20 protein-coding genes and 3 pseudogenes are annotated in these 25,943 nt (G+C 41.0%); 5 read left to right on the top strand and 18 right to left on the bottom strand.

The window, feature by feature from the left end:
- Positions 1–111 precede the first annotated feature (111 nt).
- Together ACED29_RS15715 and ACED29_RS15710 are read right to left on the bottom strand one after the other, a co-directional pair.
- Positions 112–1,830 carry a sodium:solute symporter family protein gene (locus ACED29_RS15715; RefSeq protein ID WP_124016054.1) on the bottom strand — a complete coding sequence of 573 codons (1,719 nt, stop codon included), beginning with the start codon at positions 1,828–1,830 and terminating at the stop codon, positions 112–114.
- Positions 1,831–1,841: 11 nt separating this feature from the next.
- A complete protein-coding gene (locus tag ACED29_RS15710) occupies positions 1,842–2,108 on the bottom strand; it encodes a DUF4212 domain-containing protein (RefSeq protein ID WP_124016055.1) in 267 nt (88 codons plus the stop codon).
- A 361-nt stretch (positions 2,109–2,469) separates the two neighbouring features.
- Between ACED29_RS15710 and ACED29_RS15705 the strand changes: the two genes are divergently transcribed.
- Complete coding sequence (locus ACED29_RS15705) at positions 2,470–4,632, top strand: diguanylate cyclase (protein WP_371698051.1); 2,163 nt, start codon at positions 2,470–2,472, stop codon at positions 4,630–4,632.
- On the opposite strand, the gene ACED29_RS15700 is transcribed toward ACED29_RS15705, so the two are convergent.
- On the bottom strand, positions 4,622–6,121 hold the full coding sequence (locus tag ACED29_RS15700; protein ID WP_371698050.1) for an alpha/beta hydrolase: 1,500 nt from the start codon (positions 6,119–6,121) through the stop codon (positions 4,622–4,624). The two genes, ACED29_RS15705 and ACED29_RS15700, sit on opposite strands and share 11 nt — an antisense overlap.
- A gap of 176 nt (positions 6,122–6,297) precedes the next feature.
- Between ACED29_RS15700 and ACED29_RS15695 the strand changes: the two genes are divergently transcribed.
- On the top strand, positions 6,298–6,864 hold the full coding sequence (locus ACED29_RS15695; protein ID WP_371698049.1) for a hypothetical protein: 567 nt from the start codon (positions 6,298–6,300) through the stop codon (positions 6,862–6,864).
- A gap of 7 nt (positions 6,865–6,871) precedes the next feature.
- Here the strand turns inward: ACED29_RS15695 and nadE are convergent, their stop codons facing one another.
- From nadE to ACED29_RS15630, 13 genes are all read right to left on the bottom strand, one after another.
- On the bottom strand, positions 6,872–7,702 hold the full coding sequence (gene nadE, locus ACED29_RS15690; RefSeq protein WP_182723439.1) for an ammonia-dependent NAD(+) synthetase: 831 nt from the start codon (positions 7,700–7,702) through the stop codon (positions 6,872–6,874).
- Positions 7,703–7,814: 112 nt separating this feature from the next.
- A complete protein-coding gene (locus tag ACED29_RS15685; protein WP_124016058.1) occupies positions 7,815–9,119 on the bottom strand; it encodes an inosine/guanosine kinase in 1,305 nt (434 codons plus the stop codon).
- Between the two features lie 336 nt (positions 9,120–9,455).
- Positions 9,456–10,100 carry an adenylate kinase gene (adk, locus tag ACED29_RS15680; protein ID WP_124016059.1) on the bottom strand — a complete coding sequence of 215 codons (645 nt, stop codon included), beginning with the start codon at positions 10,098–10,100 and terminating at the stop codon, positions 9,456–9,458.
- Positions 10,101–10,236: 136 nt separating this feature from the next.
- Positions 10,237–11,100: a co-chaperone YbbN gene (locus tag ACED29_RS15675; protein ID WP_371698048.1), complete on the bottom strand. Its 864-nt coding sequence runs from the start codon at positions 11,098–11,100 to the stop codon at positions 10,237–10,239.
- Positions 11,101–11,166: 66 nt separating this feature from the next.
- The gene (htpG, locus tag ACED29_RS15670) at positions 11,167–13,080 is read right to left on the bottom strand and encodes a molecular chaperone HtpG (protein WP_124016061.1); all 1,914 of its coding nucleotides are present in this window, start codon (positions 13,078–13,080) and stop codon (positions 11,167–11,169) included.
- A gap of 489 nt (positions 13,081–13,569) precedes the next feature.
- Complete coding sequence (recR, locus tag ACED29_RS15665; protein ID WP_124016062.1) at positions 13,570–14,172, bottom strand: recombination mediator RecR; 603 nt, start codon at positions 14,170–14,172, stop codon at positions 13,570–13,572.
- A 230-nt stretch (positions 14,173–14,402) separates the two neighbouring features.
- Positions 14,403–14,735, bottom strand: a complete 333-nt coding sequence (locus ACED29_RS15660) for a YbaB/EbfC family nucleoid-associated protein (protein ID WP_011637860.1) — start codon at positions 14,733–14,735, stop codon at positions 14,403–14,405.
- A 145-nt stretch (positions 14,736–14,880) separates the two neighbouring features.
- Positions 14,881–17,775 (bottom strand): DNA polymerase III subunit gamma/tau, encoded by a 2,895-nt coding sequence (dnaX, locus tag ACED29_RS15655; RefSeq protein ID WP_371698047.1) that lies wholly within the window; start codon positions 17,773–17,775, stop codon positions 14,881–14,883.
- A 148-nt stretch (positions 17,776–17,923) separates the two neighbouring features.
- Positions 17,924–18,475, bottom strand: a complete 552-nt coding sequence (gene apt / locus ACED29_RS15650; RefSeq protein ID WP_101088153.1) for an adenine phosphoribosyltransferase — start codon at positions 18,473–18,475, stop codon at positions 17,924–17,926.
- Positions 18,476–18,607: 132 nt separating this feature from the next.
- The gene (locus ACED29_RS15645; RefSeq protein ID WP_124016065.1) at positions 18,608–18,973 is read right to left on the bottom strand and encodes a YbaN family protein; all 366 of its coding nucleotides are present in this window, start codon (positions 18,971–18,973) and stop codon (positions 18,608–18,610) included.
- A gap of 381 nt (positions 18,974–19,354) precedes the next feature.
- Positions 19,355–20,110, bottom strand: a complete 756-nt coding sequence (locus tag ACED29_RS15640) for a DUF2063 domain-containing protein (RefSeq protein WP_124016066.1) — start codon at positions 20,108–20,110, stop codon at positions 19,355–19,357.
- Positions 20,110–20,967 carry a DUF692 domain-containing protein gene (locus ACED29_RS15635; RefSeq protein WP_124016067.1) on the bottom strand — a complete coding sequence of 286 codons (858 nt, stop codon included), beginning with the start codon at positions 20,965–20,967 and terminating at the stop codon, positions 20,110–20,112. The genes ACED29_RS15640 and ACED29_RS15635 overlap by 1 nt, the downstream gene beginning before the upstream one ends.
- Before the next feature lie 136 nt (positions 20,968–21,103).
- Entirely contained in the window at positions 21,104–21,550 is a 447-nt protein-coding gene (locus tag ACED29_RS15630) for a hypothetical protein (RefSeq protein WP_124016068.1), read from the bottom strand.
- A gap of 325 nt (positions 21,551–21,875) precedes the next feature.
- Here ACED29_RS15630 and dusC point away from each other — a divergent pair, with 325 nt between their 5' ends.
- Positions 21,876–22,820: a tRNA dihydrouridine(16) synthase DusC gene (gene dusC, locus ACED29_RS15625; RefSeq protein WP_182723445.1), complete on the top strand. Its 945-nt coding sequence runs from the start codon at positions 21,876–21,878 to the stop codon at positions 22,818–22,820.
- 408 nt (positions 22,821–23,228) lie between these two features.
- Positions 23,229–23,534, top strand: coding sequence for a TraR/DksA C4-type zinc finger protein (locus ACED29_RS15620; RefSeq protein WP_371698052.1), 306 nt, complete (start codon positions 23,229–23,231; stop codon positions 23,532–23,534).
- Between the two features lie 191 nt (positions 23,535–23,725).
- Here the strand turns inward: ACED29_RS15620 and ACED29_RS15615 are convergent.
- Positions 23,726–24,337: pseudogene (locus ACED29_RS15615) on the bottom strand (IS3 family transposase); the annotation flags it as partial.
- A gap of 103 nt (positions 24,338–24,440) precedes the next feature.
- Between ACED29_RS15615 and ACED29_RS15610 the strand changes: the two are divergent.
- Positions 24,441–25,642: pseudogene (locus ACED29_RS15610) on the top strand (IS4 family transposase).
- A 61-nt stretch (positions 25,643–25,703) separates the two neighbouring features.
- Here the strand turns inward: ACED29_RS15610 and ACED29_RS15605 are convergent.
- Positions 25,704–25,940 (bottom strand): annotated as a pseudogene (locus ACED29_RS15605) (IS3 family transposase); the annotation flags it as partial.
- Between the last annotated feature and the right edge of the window lie 3 nt (positions 25,941–25,943).

Genomic DNA, 25,943 nt, shown 5'->3' with positions numbered 1-25,943 from the left:
TACATGGGTTAACACTTTCACTATAGCAAAGCATTTCACTTAACGCCTATAGGACTAAAGCCCAACAAAAAGAGCGCCGAAGCGCCCTTTCTAAGCTGTATTGATTATAACTTAGTGATCGTGAGCTTCACCCGATCCTTTAGGGAAACGAATCGACTCTACCATCGCCACTATTTCATCAGGAATTTTAGTGGTAACTTTACTCACAGCAAAAGCCACGACAAAGTTGACTATCATTCCCATCATTCCAATACCTTCTGGTGAAATACCAAATAACCAGTTTTCAGATGTATTAGCTGCTGGATTAATAAACTTAAAGTAAGCGATATAAGCCGCAGTAGATAATAAGCCGATAACCATACCCGAAATAGCCCCTTCTTTATTCATGGTTTTAGAGAAAATACCCATGATAATAGCTGGGAATAACGATGCAGCAGCTAGACCAAATGCAATGGCGACAACCGCGGCAACAAAGCCTGGTGGATTAATACCAAAGTAACCAGCCATAACAACCCCAAAACCTGCGGCTATTCGTGCATACATTAACTCTTTCTTGTCCGAAATGTCTGGCATCAGATTTTTCTTGAGTAAATCATGTGAAACAGACGTTGAAATAACCAGTAATAAACCCGCAGATGTTGACAATGCTGCAGCTAAACCACCCGCAGCAACTAAAGCAATCACCCATGCTGGAAGGTTAGCAATTTCAGGCGTGGCCAACACAATGATATCTCGGTCAATGTTCATTTCATTTTTTTCACCATTGGTGTAAAAAATCTTGCCATCATTGTTCTTGTCTTCCCACTTGATTAAACCAGTTTTTTCCCAGTTTTTAATCCACTCAGGTGCAGTTTCATAAGGAACACCGGTAGAATCTGGTCCATTAATGGTTTCAATCATGTTTACGCGTGAGAAAGCAGATAATGCAGGAATTGTAGTGTACATAATAGCGATAAACACTAATGCCCAACCAGCTGATATACGTGCATCTTTCACTTTAGGAACAGTAAAGAAACGCACAATAACATGCGGTAATCCTGCTGTACCAAACATTAACGCGCCAGTGATAAAGAACACATCGATCATGCCTTTAGAACCTTCGGTATATTGGGAGAACCCAAGCTCTGCCGATAATCCATCTAGTTTATCGAGTAAATATACCCCCGTACCATTACCCGCGGCGTCGATCATCTCAGCACCGAAACCAATTTGTGGGAAAATATGACCTGTCATCATTACCGAAATAAAGATAGCTGGAACCATAAAGGCAAAGATAAGTACGCAGTACTGTGCAACCTGTGTGTAAGTAATCCCCTTCATGCCACCCAATACTGCATAAAAGAACACCACCGCCATACCAATATATACGCCAGTTTCTACGTCAACCTCTAGGAAGCGAGAGAACACCACGCCAACACCACGCATTTGCCCTGCAATATAAGTAAAGCAAATAAAGATGGCACAAATCACTGCTACCGTACGTGCTGTTTGAGAGTAATAACGATCACCAATAAAATCAGGAACAGTAAATTTACCAAATTTACGTAAGTAAGGTGCCATGCACAAGGCTAATAGCACATAACCACCAGTCCAGCCCATAAGATACACTGAACCATCATAACCAGTAAAAGACACAATACCGGCTAATGAAATAAATGATGCAGCTGACATCCAATCTGCTGCTGTTGCCATACCATTCAACACAGGGTGAACGCCACCGCCTGCAACATAAAACTCTTTGGTTGAACCTGCTCGAGACCAAATGGCGATCCCGATGTAAAGCGCGAAAGTTGCGCCAACAATTAAATACGTAAGTGTTTGAACATCCATCTTAGTGCCCCTTAGTCTTCCTGAACATTGTATTTTTTGTCTAATGCATTAGCTTTCGCCACATAAACAAAAATCAGCGCCACGAATACATACATTGCACCCTGCTGCGCAAACCAGAAACCCAATTTGAATCCCATAAAGGTAAATTCGTTTAACACATCTACTAATATAACGCCGCAGCCAAATGACACTGCAGCCCAAATTGCAAGCAAACTAAGTACTAAACGTAAATTCTCACGCCAGTAACCCGCTGCCTTATCGTTATTTTCAAAACTCATTGCGACTCCCCTATGTTATTTTTTGTAAAGTCATTGTTAATTTAGCAACTCAGGGGGGCACCACAATCAAGACCTTAGTCGTACTTGATCAACAAAAACTCTGTCTAATATTATAAAACACTTATATATCAATGTAATAGAGAAAATAAAAACCAGAAAAACATGTTGTCCACGCCACGAAGTTAGACCAAGGTCGAACAAAAAGACATCTTTGTGGAGTCTGTGCGCTGCATCACGAAAGGCAAAAATAAATATTTGATAGCAAAAAAAATTTTGTTTGCGTTGAAAATAGTTCTATTTCCTGAGATAAGTGTTCTTAAAGGAATAAGTCTATCTAAAATACAGTTAATAAGGATATTTTTTGAGCTTGCCACGCATTAATCAACAACACCTTTTGTACTCGATTATATTGGGGGTAATCGGACTGTTACTCAATTTCTACCCAATACAGTTTTTTGCCAATGTGCAATTTGTGTTGGGGAATACGATGACCGTTATTGCGGCTGTTTTGTTAGGGCCTTGGTATGCATTTTTAACAGCAATGATTGCATCTACTGGGTTAATGTTGATATGGGATAGCCCTCATGTGTATTTAATCTTTGGGTTAGAAGCGTTGTTTTTAGGATATGCCCGACGCCGTGACATCTATGCGCTGTATGCCGATGCCGCTTATTGGTTATTACTGGGTGCACCACTAGTGTATCTATATGTCGTCTTTTTAATGGATATTCCCCCTTCTCACTTAGGTTTTATCATTTCAAAGCAAGGAATTAACGGTCTTATTTATACCAGTATTGCATCACTGCTTATTTTAGCTATTCCAAAATTATGGTTTTTAAAAGACAAAGTGAAAGATCGTCATCGCAGACAATTAAGCGCGCAATTGACCTATTTTTTCACCTTACTCGTGACGTTAACATTACTGTTTTCAGCGTTAATTTTTAATTATTATTCTCTAGAACGTCAACAAGTCATGTTAAAACAAAACATGACTGAAGCCGTTGCCCACATTTCAGCTTCGACACAAAGTTATATTGAAAATCATAAAACGGTTATTCAAAATACGGCCAATCAATTAACGCTAATCGCTGATAAGCCGGAAAAGTGGCAGGCTATTTTATCGAGCTTTCATGAAAGCTACCCCAGCTTTATCAGCATGCTTATTGCTGATCCTGACGCTAAAATTGTTAATGCCAGCCCGGTTTCAAGGCTGATCGCAATCGACAAAAAAGCACAGGATATTAATATTAATGACCGCGATTATTTTATTGAATCATTTTATAATCGCCGCTTATTTGTATCATCTGCCTTTTTAGGCCGAGGTTTCGGCAATGATGCTATTGTCGCTATGAGTACCCCGTTTTATCTCGATGAACAACATACACAAGTCGCCGGCATCATAGAAGGCTCGCTTGATTTGAGCTACTTTTCACATATTGATCAAGTTAGTGAATACAGTAATGATGAATCGGTGGTGATGGTCGATGAGAAAAATCAAATTATTTTTGCCTCAAAAAAGCTCAGCCTTAAACCGCTATCTCAGTTTAATTTTGTCATCAATAAAGGGGGCTATCATGCCAACTTAGAGCTTATCAATATTCACAAAATGACCTCCATTGTGCCTGAGTATATTTATACTCACCGTGAATTAAATAATGGTTGGACTGTGTATATTTTAAAGGAATTCTCACCGTTATTAAAACTGGCCGAAGAGCAAATGTTTGCTAGTTTTATAATGTTATTAGTGTCATTGGTATGTACTTTTTATATATCAACAAAGCTCAGTGCACTATTGACCGTGCCATTAGAAGCAGTTGCCAATCAATTTAGCCTACCTGATAGCGGAAAAGTATCGACCATTGACGACAATTCACCTAGAGAAGTCTTCAGCCTTTATCAACGATTAGTGGCCAGTAAAGAACAACTGGTTGCCCATCAAATGGAATTAGAACAAACCGTTGCCAATCGCACTGCAGAATTAGAAAAAGCCAATAAAAAACTCACCGAGTTAGTAGACCGAGACCCGTTAACTGGGTTATACAACCGCCGTTATGCCGAACGTAAGTTCAGTGAGCTATTGGAGTTTTGTTTACGAAGCGAACAAACCATTACGGTGGCCATATTGGATTTAGATTTATTTAAAACCATTAACGATAACTATGGCCATTTGGCTGGTGACGAGTGTTTACGTAAAGTATCGCAATTATTGCAGAAGTACTTTAAACGCGACATTGATATTGTTGCCCGCTACGGCGGAGAAGAGTTTTTACTGATTTTACCCTTATCCAATACCTTACACATAGAACATCACCTCAATGGGTTTAGAGAAGCGCTGTCACAATTAGAAATCACCTCGCCCGAAGATAATCAGGCGTTCAAAGTAATGGTCAGTATTGGTGCTATCACAGCGAATGCCGATTATGAGGCCGACCTGGATAAATGGATTAAAATTGCCGATGAGAACCTCTATCAAGCAAAGCAACAGGGACGTAACAGAACCATCATTGATATCATTACTGACTGATCATTGGTGACTGGTTATCTAAAACTGACTCGGATTGATGGGCTTGGGTGAACTCATCAATGCGACTCATCATATACGGATAAAATGGATTCCATTTCTGCCGTAACATATCATCTGCCGGTACACTAAAAATACCTCGCTCGCCTTGATAAATAGCTCTTCCTATCTGAATTTTTTGTGGCTTATCTTCCGCGAGTGGCCCATAAAGGGTATCTTCAATAGGAAAACTTAACGCGACATGAGATAACGAATACACATCTTTAGGCCATTCTAAGCTCAATGTTAGTACATTATCCGTTATTGATTTATCGGCTAACTCTCTGACTTGAACGTAACGATCACTTTGGGGATCATTTTCAAGCAAACTTAACCGATAAGGCAATGTTGCAGCGAGCCAGAATGGCGTAAAAGATGCCAATGGGTCTTGAAAGAGTAATTGGTTGTTACTTCGAGTTCGGTTGACGTCAAATAACACTAATTGATGGTCTTTGTTTGCGGGTAATCTTTGGTATAACAAATCAACCACAGCGAGTGAAGATACCGTATCATCGACAACGGATTGGAAGGTTAATATGGGTGGGATAGCCGTAAACTGTTGCGCTGATAATGCCGCTAATAAGGTCTGATTACGTTGAGTTAACTGATATACAACATCACCAGCATTAACTGCGAAGGATTGATATTTAAAGGGGTCGTATTCGGTTTGAATACTGTTCCAGTACAGTTTATCTTGCCCAAGCAACTTACCCAGTTGTGCTTGCCAATAAGCACCAGCAGCAATAGGCGCCAGACCGATAGCAGGTGATAACATTATAATGCCATCAAAGCTTGGCGGCTTTTGTAAGCTTATATTCTCAAGCTCATGGTTTAATGCCAGCGCTGCCCCGGTTGAAAAACCCACCACATAAATGGGTTTTCCCGGCAATTGTTCAGATAGATGCCCGACAGCCAGTGACACAGCCCCAGCAAGATCAGGCCAAGTAATATCGGTTAATCCGGAAGGAATGGTTCCGTGTCCTGGCAAACGCAGGCCTAGAATATGTGCCTGATGTTGGTAGTGTTGTGCAAGATGCGATAGCACATAGGGTGAGTCAGACATACCATGAAGCAGTAATAGACCAAACTCAGCTTGAGGACTTTTCCATTCAAATGAACGGTTCCAATTTTGCTGCCATAATCCAGGATCAGACAAACTATGACGCTCATAACGATTAATAGGCGACGCTATTTCAGGTTGATATTGGCGGTATACTTGCTGATCGACTTCAGCAAATAGTTTATCTTCTAATTGTAAATATTGACTAAAATCGGTTAAACCTGATTGTTGATGATATTCCGAAGTAAGATGTGTTGTGTGCCATAATGACAAATTAGGCCGCGCATTAAGTAGCCAAACGCCGGTAATAATTAATGCTAAAGCAATACCTAATGCACCATAAAATGCGGCAAATAAAAAATGTTTCGTCGACCCAATCACAATTGCACGCATAACAACCTTATAAATAAAGACTACCGATAAACATCTTGTATAAGTAGTGAGTACACTTACTGAGAAAAACTAAGTAGTATAAGACACCATAAATTTAACATAATAAAAATTACCACTCAGCTTAGGTAATGAGTCACTACTTCGCCATATTAGCCGTTAACGATTGTGGAAATAACATGTCATCTGATTGCTTTAGCCATGTCTGGGGACCGATGAATCCCGATATTATTTTTTATCTACCAACCCCGCCAGCTTTACCGGCACATTGGTGTGCTTATGATGCTAATGCAATAACACAACTGGTGGATCTCAATGGTAATCACTGGCGTAAAATTGTTACTATTATGGCCAAAATTTGCTGTTTACAGCCCGATATCAATATTGAAAAAGGGATTCATTGGAAGTTGATCCGTGATCAGCTGTTTAGCCAACCTAATGACACTCAGACAAAGGATAAACACAGGGATCCTGCTCGGCGTTTATACTGCCAATTACGCATTGTTAACCCCAACATTGATGAGAATAAAAACCAGGCGTTCTCTAGTCAATGTTGGCATATATTGTGTGGTAAAGAAGTACAACATCGAATGAGAATACTGGATGCTAGTCAGTATATCGCTCTAGATCAACAGCAAAAAATACTGCATCAGCAAAGCGTATTGCTGACGCCATATTTAGATTATCGACAATATTCTAATGCGCTCATTGAACTGACGCGACAGCAGATACCATCGCATCAGTAACAAGGCGTTAATCATAAATAGTCGGGATCGGTTCGCGCTTATGTTGAGTCCGTTGATAAATACCTACAAGTTTGTCTTCCACAGATTGGATAACATCTTTGCCTTCTAAAAAGTCATCGATTTGATCATAGGTTAGCCCTAAAGCGACTTCATCTTCAAGTTGAGGTTTATTGTCTTCTAAATCGGCGGTAGGTGCTTTTTTCACTAGTAAATCGGGTGCGCCCAAATAAGCGGCTAACTGACGTACTTGGCGCTTATTTAAACCAAATAATGGGGCTAAATCGCATGCACCATCGCCCCACTTGGTATAAAAGCCGGTAATATTCTCTGCGCTATGGTCAGTACCAACGACCAAGCCACCGACTAACCCTGCAATATGATATTGAGCTATCATCCGCATTCTGGCTTTAACATTACCTTTGACGAAATCAATCTTGTTTTCGTCGGCTAAAGCGATATTGGCTTCAGCTAAGCCAACTAAGGTCGCTTGATGTACGCCAATAACACCTTGGGCAATATTCACCGTGACTTGTTTTGATGGTTGAATAAATCGGCATGCCATTTGTGCTTCATCTTCATCTTTTTGAATTTGATAAGGCAAACGAACTGCAATAAATTGATAAGATGCTTCACCAAGCTCTTGATTAAGAGAATCTACCGCTAATTGGCAGAGTCGACCGGCTAAAGATGAATCTACACCACCACTGATCCCCAGCACTAAATAATGAGTCTGGGCTTGTTTTAACTTAGATTTGATAAAAGCAACACGACGCTGAACTTCAAACTCAGGCTCAATAGCCTTAAGTACTTGCATCTCTCTTAAGATTTGTCCTTTCACGTGACGCTCCTGATTGCTGGTTAAGATTCTGACTCGATATCTATTCTATAAAAATCTACACAAAAAAAAACGATAATGATGCTGCATTATCGTTTTTTTTATCGACAATTTATTAACGTTCCCAATAAGACTCTTCGAGACTGTCTTCTCGCTCAGGTAAACCACGAGACAAACGAGGACTATGCTGTGCTAACACCTCATATGCAACCCGATTAGCGTACTTACATAATTGAGAAAATGATGAATAACATAAACCGTCTCGTTTATGTTTGCTTGAACCAGGTATATTGGTTTTATGGAACGTATTGGCTGATAGGTCATGTAAAAGCGCTGACAATGCGCCATCGCCAGCACCATTGGTATTACGGATTAATTCTGGGCCGCCCATATAAGGCGCAATATGAGCGTAGACTTTTATTGGGGTGTCACAATCTGCTTGCAATTTAGGTCGAGAGAATTCGTAACGATTAAATTCAGGAATGGCGCCAGGTAGTAAAGTATGGCTGGTTTCGCGCTTTTCATTATCGTCAGTGTAACCTGCGGTATAAAGCCCTATTGCACCAGCAGTGGTTAACACCATGTCACACCATTCAAGCGCAACTTCACTGGCAAGCAGTGGGTCTTTAAAGCCCGTTAACGCTTCGCCTTCATCTTCATTCATGGCTAAGATAGTGACGTGCTCTCGAATAAAGTTTTGCCACCATTGAGGATCTTCTTGAATTAAAAAGCGCGTACCTAAGGTTAACACTACTGGCACGTCGGCTTCTTTAGCGTAATTGATTGCCGTCATTGCGGCATCGGTAATGCCATCGCCATCGCTTGCACGCATTAAGTAAGCCGTTAACACTAATGCTGAACTGCCCTGCACAACTTCTTTATCAATGTATTCAGGGGTAAGCTTATCCATACAGCCTTTGCTAATCGCAAAAGTGCGTTCACCACAGTCGGAAACCAATGTAAAACAACGGCCAATTGGACCATCAACTGGTTGTAAAAAATTAAGGTCAACCTTTGATGAAGTATTACATAAATAGCGATAAGCGTAACTGCCGACCATAATATGCTGGCTCATCACGCCAAAAAGCACTGAACGATCATCCGCCAAGATTGAATAATTGTGTACTGTATTACCAATAGTACCACCGGCAAATTCATCGCTGATCATCTCATTGGATTTTAGTTCATGATACAAATTATGGGCTTGTTCATCATTAATGAGAGTTGAATTGCCTTTAGGCAAGCCATAGCGTTCAAGTAATTCGTCTTCTACTTTTGCCTCTATATCAACCAAGGTTTGATCAATACCGCAAATATAGGTAGAAAAAGGCTGTGGCTGCTGCGTAAGTTGAGCCAACAATGGATCACGGCTGTTTACAGGGAAATAGTGCTTAGACTTACGTTGACCAGGAAACTTCATATGGGGCTCTCGTAGCGTTGCGTCCATGCAAGTGTGAAATGATTGACCACTGACACTCATTCAATGTTGAATAAGATATCGTCCGCGAAAATGGCGGCAAATTTTATCATAGGTAAGCGCCAATTTTACATCACTTTTATCATATTCGTGGTTTAAATACGCTTCGATGAGATTATCTGTGCAGTTTACGAGAGTTTAGCCCCATAACGCCGGGCAGACCACGATAAGGACTACCTGAAAAACGTCATAAGGGAGACGAGCAGTTACAACGTTACCTTTTATTCGCCATAAAAAAAACCTGCAAAGCAGGCTTTTTATTCAGACGCTGAGCAGCGGTTATTTTAATACACTAGCCAGTTGCTCGCTCACTTTACTGACAGATTGAGTACCGTCAAACTTGTTGTACTGAGTGTTACCAGCTTCTGCAACTTTGCCATAATAAGCAACTAATGGCTTAGTTTGCTCATGATAAATACCCAAGCGCTTACGAACTGTACTTTCTTCATCATCAGGGCGAATCGCTAAATCATCACCAGTGACATCGTCTTTACCTTCCACTTTAGGCGGATTGAACACGATATGGTACACACGGCCAGAGCCTGAATGGACACGACGTCCGCTCATGCGCTTAACGATTTCTTCGTCTGGCACATCAATCTCGATAACATGATCGATTTCAATACCATTTTCAGCCATTGCATCTGCTTGTGGGATGGTACGAGGGAAACCGTCTAATAGAAAACCTTTTTCACAGTCGGCTTGTGCAATACGCTCTTTCACTAAACCAATAATAAGATCGTCAGACACTAATTGACCTGCATCCATTACTTTCTTAGCTTCTAAACCTAATGGAGTGCCCGCTTTAACAGCTGCACGCAACATATCACCGGTTGAGATTTGTGGGATACCATACTGTTCCATAATGAACTGTGCTTGGGTACCTTTACCGGCACCTGGTGCACCCAATAAAATAATGCGCATCTCAAAAGTCCTCTTTTAAGTTTATGTTCTTTTTAGGGCGGCGATTTTCGCACATCTGCCACAGTTTTAATAGCGCTTTTGTTATGACATTAGACCTAAATCTAATAAGGCTTGTAACAAAAAGGCATCAATTTGTTTAATACAACAAGGTATATAATTTACGGCGATATTGATTGGCTATCATGTTGCCCTGTCCTATCGCAGTTAAGATTTCCATGAAGACTTGTTTGACTTTACCCTCTGCAGCATTAAGATCTTTTTGTAAAATGGTAAATAATAACTCCAGAGCTTCTTCATTACGATGAGCTGCATTTAATGCTTTGGCCAAAATGATTACCGCATCAAGATCATCTGGATGTTCAGCAACATTCTGCTGTAATTGGCGAATTTCAGGTGTGTCAGCGGCATCTTCCGCTAAGGCTAATTTGGCGACTAAATTATGATAGTAACTGTCTTGATCAGCTAAACCAATACGAGCAAGTAATACTTTTGCTTCAGCAAGTAAACCTAGCTGTAAGGCTACATCGGTCATAACCAATGCCACTTCAGCCGCTTGCTGTGCATCGACATAAATCGTTTTTAACTGTTCAGCAATGTTAGTTAAGGCTTCAGACGATAACTGGCCTTGGGCTAATTGTTGCTTAATGTCTTCAAATGCTTGTATCCACATAGGCGGTAAGTGTTTGTCGAGTAAGTCACTAATTTGCTCTTGGCTTTGCACGCCAGCAAAACCATCAATCGGTCTGCCTTTATCTAAAATCAATGTGGTCGGTAAATTTTGAATCTGGAAGTAATTCGCGATTTCTAACTCTGTTTCACAGTCCACTTTGGCAAGAATAAATCGCCCAGATTGGGCGTTAGCCAACAGTTCCAGCGTCTGCAACATCTGCACACTTTCGGGCTGTTGTTGCGTCCAAAATGCCAATACCACCATTTTTTGCATCGAGGTATCAACAACGTGTTGAATATTATCTTTAGTAAGATTAATGAGGTAGTCCATATTGCCTCCGCGGGATGACAAAAACAAAAGCGGACTTATTGTCCGCTTTTGGTGCTTAAATCAAGATTATTTTACACTCGCCAATAACATTTGATTGGTGAGTTTAATAAACGCTGATGGATCGGCCAAACTGCCTTTTTCCGACAACAAGGCTTGCTGTAACAACAAATTAGCCCAATCAGTAAATAACTTTTCGTCAGTTTCGTTATTCAAATGCTCAACCAAAGGATGAGTTGGGTTAATCTCAAACGTTGGTTTCGATTCTGGTACTGGCTGACCTGCAGCTTGCATCAGTTTAATCATCTGCGTCGACATTTCACCTTCGCCGGCTACAACGCAAGCTGGAGTGTCAGTTAAACGAGACGTCACGCGCACGTCCGATACACTGTCTGCTAATGCCGCTTTTACACGTTCAACTAAATCTTTCGACTCTTCGGCAACTTTATCATGCGCTTGTTTATCAGCAGCATCTTCAAGTTCACCTAATTCTAGATCACCACGCGTAACTGAATGTAATTTCTTACCATTGAATTCGGTTAAGTGACTCACTAACCATTCATCGATACGCTCAGACAGTAATAATACCTCAATGCCTTTTTTACGCAGCAATTCAAGGTGAGGACTGTTAGCAGCAGCATCATGACTGTCAGCAACAATATAGTAAATCTTGTCTTGACCTTCTTTCATGCGCTCAACATACGCTTCTAATGACACAGTTGTCGCAGCTGAGTTGTTATCAGTTGAAGCAAAACGCAATAAACCGGCAATGCGCTCTTTGTTAGCAAAGTCTTCTGCTGGGCCTTCTTTCAACACTTGGCCAAACTCAGCCCAGAATGACTGATATTGTTCAGGCTCGTCTTTCGCCAGCTTTTCAAGCATTCCAAGCACACGTTTGGTGATGCCTACACGCATTGCAGTGGTGACTTGATTGTCTTGTAAAATTTCGCGAGAAACGTTTAATGGTAAATCATTTGAATCAATTAAGCCGCGAACGAAGCGCAAGTAAGTCGGTAAAAACTGTTCTGCTTCATCCATAATAAACACACGTTGAACAAACAGTTTTAAGCCATGCTTATGATCGCGATTCCACATATCCCAAGGCGCTTTGGCTGGGATGTACAATAAACTGGTGTATTCTTGTTTACCTTCAACCCGATTATGAGACCATTTTAATGCGTCGCTATAGTCGTGAGAAATATGCTTATAAAATTCTTGGTATTCTTCTTCAGTAATGTCTGACTTGTTACGAGTCCAAAGCGCGGTGGCCTTGTTCATCACTTTCCATTCACCTTCAGTGGCCGCGACCTTCTCGCCATCTGGTCCATCTGACTCAGGTGTGCCTTCATTCCACATTTGCACCGGAACCGAGATATGATCAGAATACTTAGTGATAATAGAACGTAAACGATAATCGTCAGCAAACTCTGTTTCTTCATCACGTAAATGCAGCACGATTTCAGTACCACGTTCATTTTTAGTGATACTTTCTACATTAAACGAACCTTCGCCTTCAGATTCCCACAATACACCTTCGTTAGCAGCATGACCGGCTGCACGAGTGCGTACGGTAACTTTTTTCGCCACGATGAAAGCCGAGTAAAAGCCCACACCAAACTGACCAATTAATTGTGAATCTTTTGACGCTTCACCAGAAAGATTACCGAAAAACTCTTTGGTACCTGATTTTGCAATAGTGCCTAAATGTTCAATCACGCTATCGCGGGTCATACCAATACCATTATCAGAAATGGTAACTGTGCCCTTTTCTTTATCGGCGCTAACACGCACGCGTAAATCGCCGTTACCTTCATATAAAGCATCATCTGTTAAGGCTAAATAGCGAAGTTTATCTGCTGCATCGGCCGCATTTGAGACAAGCTCACGTAAGAAAATCTCTTTATTTGAATACAGAGAGTGGATCATCAATTGCAGAAGTTGCTTTACTTCGGTTTGAAAGCCATGAGTTTCTTGTTGTGACATGAATAATTTCCTTGGTGTTACGTTAAATCAATCACGAGTCGAAACATCAACTCGCCTTAAAAATCTTCGTTAACCAAGAGATGGGGGACGTTACACTATTTTCAAGGGGCAACTCCATCTTGTTGAATAATAAATCGCCAGTTATGCTCAAATCAGGCAAATATCGTTGCTGATTCACCTCGATATGGCCATTAACTGAGCCATTTATTCAGCTTTGATTAAATAAAAATGCCAGCAACCCCGATTAAGGAGCCGCTGGCACAAGATCGTTTTAATACTGTATCTATTTATCGCCGTGAAACACGACCACTGACTTAGCCTGCATCAGATAAAAATGCCAAAAATCCCGATTAAGGAGCCGCTGGCACAAGCTCGTTTCAATACCGTATCGATTTATCGCCGTGAAATACTCAGCTTTCATCAGATAAAAATGCCAGCAATCCCGATTAAGGTGACGCTGGCACAAGCTCACTTCAATACGTTATCGATTTATAGCAGTGGAATACGACCATTAAATGATAGTGCTAAGGTGGTGCTATCGACATATTCAAGCTCACCTCCGACAGGCACACCATGTGCAATACGACTGATGACAACATTATGTCTTCTGGCCATATCGGCAATAAAGTGTGCTGTAGCATCCCCCTCAACGGTCGGGTTGGTGGCAAGGATTAACTCACTGACATCATCAGAGGTTAAATGACGTTCCAGTAAAGCCAAACCAAGCTCTTCAGGGCCAACACCATCTAAGGGTGACAGATGTCCTAACAGCACAAAATATCGACCATTAAAATGTCCACCCGCTTCAATCGCTAGCACATCAGCAGGCGTTTCAACCACACAAATGATCCCCGAATTAACCCGGCGATGGCTACTGCAGATAGGGCATAAATCCTGTTCGGTGAACGTACGGCAACTTTGGCAATGTCCAACTTCTGACATGGCTTTTTGTAGCGAATCGGCAAGCTTGAGACCCACTTTACGTTCACGCTCAAGTAATTGAAATGCCATTCGCTGCGCAGACTTTGGCCCAACGCCAGGCAGTGCACGTAAAGATTGGATTAATTCATCAACCAAAGGACTAAATTTCATAAATTGCCAATACCTTAATAACTAAACTTATTTTGATGTCATGGGTGAAACTGTCGAGATGAAAGGCTGTGCCAATCTGCGGTCACACCAACGCAGTGCGATTATTGTCTGTGCGGCGCTCGAATGCAAAGGTTAATCCTTTTGGGCGCTAAACGAGCTTCAGATATTTTGGACTGAAAATAAAAAAGCTCAAGCATTAATGCTTGAGCTTTTTTAGCAAATAAATGCGATTAAAACGGCATTTTCATGCCAGGTGGTAGTTGCATACCCCCAGTGACTTCGGCCATTTTAGTCTTTTGATTTTCTTCAATGCGACGAGCTGCATCATTACAGGCGGCAGCGATAAGATCTTCTAACATCTCTTTATCGTCTTCCATTAAACTCGGATCAATTTCAACTTTACGCACATTGTGGTTACCTGTCATGGTTACTTTAACCAAGCCAGCACCCGCTTCACCCGTCATTTCGGTGCGCGCAATTTCTTCCTGCACTTTAGCCATCTTGTCTTGCATCATCTGGGCTTGTTTCATTAAATTGCCCATACCGCCTTTTCCACCAAACATAGTCGTTTCTCTCTCTAATTAAGGTTGTTAGCAAGTCGCCATAATGACGCTAATCTTACTGAAATAAATTCGATTGGCAATCTTACTGAGATACTTTTGAGATGAAGATAACTTCATCTCAAGCAAGATTAGCGTATTTGTTCATTTATGAGGCACTAATAAGCGCAATCTCTTGGGCAATTTGCCCCAATTGCTCCGATGGATATTCAATACTGTCACTGTCTAATTGCGCTGATAAACGCTGGACCATCCACTGCACTTTATCATCAAGCAAAATAGACTGTTGCGCCTGTGCGATAAGTTCACGGTGAAAACGCTTACGTAACTCAAGCGGTGTTTCTCGTTTTGGTACAACGCCAATCTGGATCTGTACTTCAGTCGGTTGCTCAAGGTATTCAGTTAACGCCACTTGCAATTGATCGATAGCCGTTTGCGCTGACAAATGTTTTTGATCCGGTTTTAACACCAACACTATTGGATTGGACAAACCAGAGCACACTGAATTAACACCTAATTGTCGCACCCTACCACCAACAGAGACATGGGTCATCACTTTATACCAGTGCAAATCAACCTCATCACCTTGGATACTGTGTGGCTCAAACTGGGCCAATGCATGCGATTGAGTCATTTTAGGCTCTGTCATGCTCTGTGGTTTAGCGGCGACGACAGCGCTAGCAGGCTTTAGATCTTGTTGATTAACCTGATGAGAAACATTGCTCGGCTGGTTAATTGTGGCTTTAACGGCAGATTTATCATGTGATTGAACATCTGCAAATGCATTAACTTGTTCACCCTCTTTAGGCGCGACCCAAGGAGGTCTATCATAATCACTGACAGCCGGAGAAATGTCGCTTTTAGTGGCAACAGCAGATAACACTGCACTGGTATTGGGCGCAGTAGATTCAGGTGTTTTAGGCTCAGCGGCTAAGTGTTCTGAGTTTACTGCCGGCGTATTGGATGGTTTGATCACTCTTGAAGAAACTGATTTAGTGGCTTCTTTTTTGGCGAGTTCATCTTTTTGCTGTAATGCCCCAACATCAGCGATGAGAGAATCACGACTAGCGAGTACTTCGTCAAGAAAGTCGTCTAAATCATCAGCGCGAAGCAAATCTTGTTCAATGCTATGACTGACATTTTTGCTGCTAATGTCAGTGCTGTCATCAACATTATTGTCTACACTATTGCTAGCCGAGGCATCACTATGATGATCCGCCGTTTTCGGCGAAGACATCAAGCCCTTTGCAGTATCAACACTGTTCGTCTCTGGAGTCTGATTTAACGCCGAAAAAGCTATATATTCATCATGATCAGACGGCTGGTATTCCATTGATGCTTCATCAGAGGCATCATAATCCGTAAAAGAATAACCATCAAATGATCCATTATCTGCGTCCTGAGCATGCTGATTTTCTTGACTATCTTGTGCGGTATTGGCGTCGACATCGCTCTTGCTGCTTGTATCTGTGGGATTAACAGCTAATGCCTGTTGCTCACAAAACTCTTGCGCTTCAGTGGTGTCATGTTTGGGCGCATCAATCTTGCTGTCTGAAGCAGTTGATTCGCCGATTTCAGTGCTCACGGCAATATTATCAGCCGTTGAATGAGCAAACGCCTGTGCACTTATATCAACGTGGCTTTGGGTATCAACGCGGCTTTGGGGCGATTGTTCATCAAAACCTTGGCTTTGTGCTTGGCTGAGCAATAAAGCTTGTTCTGCTATTAGTGAGGCAGCGGCTGGCTCATCATCAACAACCTCGTCAGTGTCAGTCTCAACATTCATCGTCGCAGCTTCTGCTTGAACTGGTAATATCGTTGCTGCTAACGCGCTATTCGCTTGAGACTGATTATCAAGCTTTGGGCCTGTTTCAATGACCTCTTGCGTGGGAGGTAAAGCATGATCAATCACGCTTAAATTAATATCTGCAGGTGTAGTTGTCACCCAACGTTTTACTTGTTTTTCAGGGGTGAATGCAACGGCGCGCAATAATGCCATTTCCAAGCCTGATTTAGGATCAGGTGCAAAAGCCAAATCTTTACGACCGTTAAGTAACATTTGATAATAAAGCTGAACTTGCTCAGGCGCTAATTGCTGTGCAAACGCTAAAATTTGTTCACTAAACAGTGATTGCTGCGCAGCGGCTGGGGCAAACTGAGTCAAGGTAATTTGGTGCAGTAGCTCTAATAAACTGCGCAGTACTTCTTCTGCGTCAGCACCAAATGCTAATACTTTTGACACAGTTTGCATTAGTGGACCCACATCAGCGTCACATAAGGCTTTTAATAAAGCCAGCACATGTTTTTCATCAATGCTGCCGAGCATGGTTTGTACTTGTGTCAACATGACTTGACCACTACCAAAAGCGATAGCTTGATCGGTTAAACTAAGCGCATCACGCATACTACCATTAGCGGCTTTAGCTAATAAACTCAATGCTTGTGGCTCAAAAGGTAGGTTTTCTTGGCTGATGATATACGCTAACTGCTTAGTAATTTCATCTTGCGACAAACTTTTCAAATTAAACTGTAAGCAGCGAGATAATACGGTAACAGGTAATTTATGTGGGTCAGTGGTCGCCAGTAAAAACTTAACGTGTTCGGGCGGTTCTTCTAACGTCTTTAATAATGCATTAAAACTGCTACGCGATAACATGTGTACTTCGTCAATTAAATACACTTTAAAACGGCCACGTGAAGGACGATATTGAACATTGTCGAGGAGCTCACGTGTATCATCAACTTTAGTACGAGAAGCGGCATCGACTTCAATTAAATCAACAAATCGACCTTGAGCAATTTCAATACAACTAGAACATTCACCACAGGGTGTAGCCGTTACACCAGTTTCGCAATTGAGACCTTTAGCAAATAACCGCGCCAAACTGGTTTTACCTACACCGCGCGTACCGGTAAACAGGTAAGCATGATGTAACCTTTGCTGACTTAATGCATTGGTTAGTGCCATTAATACATGAGATTGGCCAACCATTTGGTCAAATTTAGCTGGACGCCATTTGCGGGCGAGTACTTGGTAAGACATGAAATTCCCCACAGAGAGCTATCGGGAGTCAATCCCTATAAAGGGGTTAACAATAACATGCCAAGGGCTGGCATGCTATTGTTGAGCATGTATTTGATAGTGCAGAATACAGTTAACTGCTTAATAAAATAGCAGTTTATTTTACTATTTACTCACCATCAAACTCACATAAGCTTAATACTTCAATTCCCATACCTTGCAAACGCTTCTCACCACCAATTTCTGGTAATGAAATTACAAATGCAGCGTGAGACACTTCACCACCAAGTTGGCGGATAAGCTTTACTGTTGCTTCGATCGTGCCACCCGTGGCGAGCAAGTCATCAATCACTAACACTTTATCATTGGCATTAATGGCATCGACATGAATTTCTAAGGTATCTTTACCGTATTCTAAATCATAGGTTTGGCTAATGGTTTTTCGGGGTAATTTACCTGGTTTACGAACAGGTACAAAACCAACACCTAGCTCTAAAGCTAGTGGCGCACCAAATAAAAAACCACGCGCTTCCGTACCAACCACTTTAGTGAAACCTTTTGATTGATAATGAGCCACTAAAATCGCAATAGTGGCTTTATAAGCTTCTGCATTTTCAAGCAAACTCGTGACGTCACGGAACATGATGCCTGGTATTGGATAATCAGGAATGGTTTTAATGCTTTGCTTAATAAGCGCTAAACTGTCTTGGTTCATCATAATTTTAGTTAACTCTATAAAAGTGATTACGCAATAAAAAAGTCCACGTTGCGGGTGGACTCTGGTAAAAATACTTAGCTGATCTTATGCCCGTTTAATCTCAGTTGCAACTAGCTTACCTTAACTGACGATTTATTATTCTAACTCTGGGATCCGCCACAAAAAAAATACTAAAAAAAGCATCATGCACAATAACATCATTTTCACCCAAACAATCGGCACAATGGCAATGCTAACCCCAAAGCTTAGCACGCTCATTAACATGGCTTTTTTCTTAAGAGGACGACTCAAGGCCCTGTTCGATTGCCATTGACGAATACCTTCGGCAAACCATGGATGATTGACTAACCAATGGTGCAAGCGATCATTTGAACGGGAAAAACAAAAAGCAGCCAGCAGAATAAACGGGACTGTTGGTAATAAAGGCAACACAATACCGATTAAGCCTAAAACAAGGCTGCACAGGCCTATTATTAGAAAAAAACCACGTTTTACCGCCATAAGCACCCTCATAAGAAACAAAAAACCACTCTAGCAGAGTGGTTTAGTAGACACATCATGACAGGTTAACCTGAAGTTAGCGTTAAATTAATCCTGTTGCTTTCAACCATGAAAGACTCGCGGGTAATGTTGGAATTAATAAAACCAAAATAAAACCAACGAAATAAAATATGTTAAACGGGTCTTTAAAAGGCTGACTCATGATTATTCCTACATTCAGGTGATGTTGTTACTGCAATAGCTTAACACTTTCATTCGCTATGATAGGTCAACATTGGGTTAACTTAGCGAATAGCAAGTGTGAGGCCGGTCACAAAAAGTGGCTCATTTTAGACCTATCTTTATAAAATAAAAACCATAAATTTTTTAAGCCTATTATGACTAAGTTGATGAAATAATAATCCCCTTTTGCGCCAATTGTTGGAGTAAAGGTAAACAGCCTGATAATAAGGTGTCATTGGACATTTGTGGGTAGTGTTCACTTAACCACACAATAATCGCCTCTACGGTGACACCTTGTTGAGAAAGGCTCATTTGCTCAATGTAAGCCAATACTTGTGCGCTTAGAGGCGTCAGTTGCAAAAAAGCAACTTGCTCAGTTAAATCTCGAAACACACAAAAAAAGTTCGCTTGCGGTGTAGGTTCAATGGGTTGGTAGTCAACACTAATATGTTGAACATCAAAAGCGTATTGCGCGACCTTGGCACAAGTGGCCAAACATAATCGCCGCTGGGCGAGATCGCCAGAAACGAGCAACTGAGATGATGGTGTGTCTGGCGCGACTGCCACACATAACTCTAACCATTCATAATGCGCTAGCTGCAACATGAAAATCGGGTCATCTTGTGTGATTTGATATTGATGCTGCAAAAACGCTAAAAACTCACTGGCAATTTCGACAAATATTGGTGTTTGACAATCATGAGACCGAAAAAACTTCTGCACTAATGCTTGCCATTGTTCATCCTGATATAGACTGTTAAGTACCGGAAAAGCACTGGAGACAAAACCACTGATATTATTAAAAAATAACTCTCGATAGATATTCATCCGCCTAGGCTCAATACCCTCTGGTAATGGCAAGCTAGGATCACGAATGTAATCCATAAATTGTTGCTGTACTTGCATAAAACCCATTATGCCTTCCTCAGTAATGACTGCTGACGTAAAGCTTGTTGTTGGTATTGATGGATTTGATTAATTTCATTGAGCAGAATGTCGGTTTTAGGAATGTTAAAGTCGCGCTCAAGCAGTGTGGGATGTACACCGTGTAATTGATAGCATTGCTGTAATAATCCCCAAACAGGATCGATAATGTCGGCACCATGGGTATCAACAACCAAATCAATGTCTTCTTGATAATGCCCAGCAATGTGTAAATATTCAATCCGCTCGGTCGGCATAGCCGCCAAAAAAGCATTAGCATCATATTGATGATTAATTGAATTAACATAAATGTTATTCACATCAAGTAACAGCTTACAGTCAGCTTCTTGCAAAACGGCATTAACAAACTCAACTTCACTCATTTGTGCACCAGGAGCAGCATAGAAGGAAACATTTTCTAAAATAAATGGCCGCTCAAGTATCTCTTCAACCTGGTTTATTCTTTTAGCGGTGTGGATCACTGCGTCGTCAGTAAAAGGGATCGGCATAAGATCGTACATGTGACCGGCTCCCGAGCAATAACTTAAATGTTCGGAATAAATATCGATGTTATGCCGATCTAAAAAGTGTTTTATCTTGTGTACAAACTGAGTGTCTAAAGCTTGCGGGCTACCAATGGATAAAGATAATCCGTGACAAAAAAAACGATGTTGTTCGGTTAATTGAGCAAATTGACGACCAAACTTACCTCCTAGGGTCATCCAATTTTCTGGTGCAACCTCAAAAAACTCAATTGCGGCAGGCACATGCTGACAAAATTCGTCTAACATTTCTCGACGAAGCCCTAAACCGACATTGGCTAAGCCATGAGCATGATTTGTAGACATAATGCGTGTCCTTGATGATTTTTTTAAGTCATTGATATAACTAAATATTCGATAAAAAACAGATAGATTTAAGGCCTGAATCTCAGGCCTTAATTGTATTAGATAAGCCTAGGCATTATCAAACAGAAGCAAACTGTTATTTTTGACCGCCGCACTTACCTTCAGTCATTTTTTCAGCTGATTGTTTCATGTCGCCACACTTGCCTTCAGCTGCTTTTTCCGCTGATTTTTTCATGTCACCACACTTACCTTCAGCCGCTTTTTCAGCTGACTGTTTCATGTCGCCACACTTGCCTTCAGCCATTTTTTCCGCTGATTGCTTCATGTCGCCACATTTACCTTCAGCCGCTTTTTCCGCTGACTGTTTCATGTCGCCACATTTACCTTCAGCCGCTTTTTCCGCTGATTTTTTCATGTCGCCACATTTGCCTTCACCACACTTACCTTCTCCGCCATCAAGTTGATAACCAGAAGTTAATTGTTGAAAACCAAATGGATTTGCTTCTACTTGCGCCGAAAAACCAGCCGTCATTACAACTGAACCTAACGCAACCGCTAACGTAGTTTGTTTGATTGAATTCATAATAATTATATCCTTAAGTCGTGATTATAATGCTGACCAGCATTATTGCCGGCTTGTGTAAAGAGACCTGCCGTTAGTAACGTTTATTACAAAAAAATATCCGAAATGTGAAAAAAATCCATTTTATTAACATTAATTGTTGCTAGGCAAGCTTAAAAATAACGCTATATACATTTAACATAGACACAACAACATTCATATCAATATGATTATTAATAATAATTTACTTAACGTCGTGACAAAGATGGTCATGGCACTATTTAGTACTGCTATCCGATAATAAACACGTTAAAATAGCCCACTTTTTACTGCAGCAAGGTGTATTGTGCGCGTTATTTTAGCTCCGATGGAAGGTGTGGTAGATGACCATATGCGTGAAATTTTGTCAGCCATCAATCCATTTGACTTGGTGGTGACGGAATTTGTCAGGGTAGTCAATCAACTATTACCTGAAAAAGTCTTCTACAAACTGTGTCCAGAGTTACATCATCAAGGTTTAACTGCATCAGGTACACCAGTTCGTGTTCAGTTGTTAGGACAAGAACCAGAGTGGATGGCACAAAATGCCATTAGAGCCATAGAACTAGGGTCAAACGGCGTTGATGCAAACTTTGGTTGCCCAGCAAAAACCGTCAATAAAAGTAAAGGCGGCGCAGTGTTACTGCAATACCCAGAGAATATTTATAACATTGTTAAGGCCATGCGTGATGCTGTACCGTCAGAACATCCAGTTACTGCCAAAATCCGTTTAGGTTACGAAGATAAGTCGTTATTTATGGAAAATGCCTTAGCTGTGTATGAAGCCGGCGCAACAGAGCTGGCTATTCATGCTCGCAGTAAAACCGACGGTTATAAGCCCCCTGCTTATTGGGAATACATTACCGAAGTCAGAAAACGCCTGCCTATTCCCGTTATTGCAAATGGAGAGATTTGGAATGCTGCTGATGCGCAACGTTGTATGGATATAACGGGTTGTGACAGTGTAATGATTGGCCGAGGTGCTATATCGCTACCGAACTTAGGTGACACCATTAAAACCGGTGCAATCCCGTTTAGCTGGCAACAAACATTAAGTTTACTCATGGCTTATAGTGACAAAGAACTCACCGGACGAAAGTCGGACTATTATCCCTCACGGATTAAACAATGGTTTAGTTACTTAAATCGTCAATACCCAGAAGCGGATACCTTATTTAGAGAATTGCGAGTGTTTAAAACAACCGAAGAAATCGTTAATACCTTACAAAACGCTCATCGCGCACTGTTATAGACTAGCAATATCGCGGCTCTAGGCTAGGATCTAACGCAGTTTGATTGGGTTATGTCATTCACCTCGTTAAACTGTGTTTATCCTAAACAAAGTTAATAGCGCAACGTTATTATTATCAGTGTTCTATATAGGGTGATTGATTCACCGCCTATTCGTTAATAAAGCCCCTAGAGCCTCTCCAGTACAGACTATTAACCTTGGCTAACATGAATATAAAGTAAATTATTATTCATGTTTTTATCTCATAAATCTAATCGAGAATTGATCTTCGTCATAACATCGGCTCTATTTGTGCTTAAAATAGATTATCTACATTGGCATAGTCAGTTAAGGTTATCTCAGTTGCACAATTCTCAGGATATAAAGCAAAAACTTCAACAACTTGAACTTATTTTGAGACGTGAGTTAATGCTCGTTATTAAGGATTCATTAAAATCGACTGAAGTTGCTCATGTCACAATGCAAACCCCTCTTGGGCAACTAATTGATTATCTACCACAAGTAAAACTCGCCGACACCGATATTTTTACTCGGCTAATGCGGCTAGATGCTGCATATTGTCAACTTGAACTGGGTTTATATGGGCTTTGCTCAGATTGTGAAGTCGACATAGAAGCATATCGCCTAATCACAGATCCAACGGAACAACGTTGCACTCAATGCGAACAAAAATTTCGTCGAGAACATCGGCATGAATTACGCTTAGATCACTAAAAGCGCTTAATCAATCCTATTTAGTCATTTCTCATTTAATCATGTCTAGTCCAGAATAAGTTGATGATTTTTATTAAGCCAGTTGGAACTCTCGACTGGCTTTTTCATGCACTTTACCTATGGGTTTCATTCCTAAACTAAGATGAGGTCATATATGTTCAAGTTAAATTGGCCACGGTTTTAGTGTCATTCTAATATAAACGTTCTGACTCATTTGGCGTTAACCCACCATTGTACTTATGGGTCTGGTTTCACTGTAATATCCTGTGATGTAATTTGAAATCTCTTTATCTGTTTCTGTAAAATTCCCATAACCACTTACAGGTATCCATTCAGATTTCAAACTTCTAAAGAAACGCTCCATTGGTGCGTTATCTCAACAATTACCTAGACGACTCATGCTTTGCTCAATCTGAAAACGCAATAATAACGGTCTGAATTTCAAGCTTGTGTAATGTGAATCTTGATCACTTTGATATATCAGATTCTCTGGTTTCCCCTTAACTCAAATGCCATTTTCAAGGCTTTACATGTCAGCTCGCTGTCACGCGGTATTGACAAAGCCCACCCAATGGTTTGCGGGAAAATAAGTCTAGAACAATTTCTAAATATGCCCAACGATTACCGACCAGTAACATACTTTACATCGCCACACCTTATTTGGTCGAGTTACGGCGAACTGTCGATTAAGCTTATTCGGGATAGCTACATGCTCTTATGCAGTTTTCTGTATGAATACTTAGGCTCTGACAGCTGACAAATCCAAGCTTTTTTATTAGATTACGGGATCGATAACGACTAAGGCTAGGGAATCCCCAGATAATCCTTTCAAATTTCAAAGCAGTAGACACGCATGGTGCTATCTGATCTAATCAATTTCGCCAAAAACCTATTAAATCTAACACCATGCGTGATATCCATATACTACACGATTTACTTAAAAAACAATGCCCCAAAATTCATCAAAAACGCCCTAATTCTCTGATGGTTGCCACTGAGTAACGACTCTATGGAAATCAATTGTCACTCACTCAGCTTGATCGTAATATTACAGGCTCTGTGGCGGCTAAACATAACCTTAAACGTATCGATCGACTCTTAGGTAATCATCACTTACCTCAAGATAAAATAACCCTCTATCAATGGCATGCTCGATATTTGTGTGGTTCAAATCCTATGCCTATTATCTTGGTCGATTGCTCTGATGTCCGTGAACAGCTCCGAATAATGACGCTACGTGCATCCATCGGTGTTCAAGGTCGCTCTGTGACTGTATATGAACGCACTTTTTTGTTTGAAGACTACAACGCACCTCGCAGCCATAATGCATTTCCCTCTGAACTCGCCAATGTTCTACCTCAAGGCTGTTGTCCGCTCATCGTGACCGATGTAGGTTATCGTAATACCTGATTCAGAGAAGTCGAATGTTATAGTTGGTTCTGGCTTGGTAGAGTACGTGGCGATGTAAGCTTTATGCATTATGAAATACCGACCTGGTTCTCGAATAAATCGCTCTACCCGAAAGCAAACTTAACAGCTAAATACATAGGTAATGTCCAGCTTGCACAAAATCACCGCTAAGCTGCCATTTACATCTATTTAAGGCTAAGCCCAAATTACGTATAGATAAGCGCTCTTCAAACTCGGGCCGAAACCACACAGCATAAAAGAGTTATCGCTTAGGCAGTAAGGAGCCTTGGCTACTGGCGACCAACTTACCGCCTGAATATTTCAGCTATGCAAAAGTGGTTGAGCTCTATGCTAAACGCATGTAAATTGAAGAAATCTTTCGGGATTTAAAAAGCCCACAATATGGCATAGGGCTGTGGCAAAGTCGCAGTCGGAGTCCAAAGCGATATGATGTGTTATTGCTTATCGCAATGCTGGCAGAAATACTGTTGTGGTGCATAGGTATAGCCGCGAGGTATCTTGGCTGGCAGAAGGATTTTCAAGCGAACAGCATCAAACATCGCGCTATATTATCCGTTATAAGATTGGGAAAAGAAGTGCGGCGAAGGCCCAAATACACGCTGAAAGCGTCGATAATTTACTGGACATTAAACGAATATATCAAACTGGTTCATACCGCTGGCAGACCTAAATTATGAAGGGGATCCGCCAGAGACTGAGGTTAATCCCTTTATTAGTCAATAATTGCGCTATCGTTCATGCACCAGCAGAGCTATTAGTAATACGATGTGCGGCCTTCACTTCACTGCATAAAATGACAAAGTCCGCATTAATATGCGCTTTCCTTTTTAGCCAAAATTTATAGCTACTTCGATGCATTTTAAATGCATTACATATTATAAAAATAGAATGGTTCTATTGAGTGCGTTAAATAGCGTAAATTGTTCATCGAGTCTGACATCAAGAGAGCTTTAGCTTTTTTAGGATAAGATTATGTAA

Source organism: Shewanella sp. 5S214, assembly GCF_041439795.1.
GTDB classification, from domain to species: domain Bacteria; phylum Pseudomonadota; class Gammaproteobacteria; order Enterobacterales; family Shewanellaceae; genus Shewanella; species Shewanella vesiculosa.
This window is presented reverse-complemented; position numbering and strand designations above follow the sequence as displayed.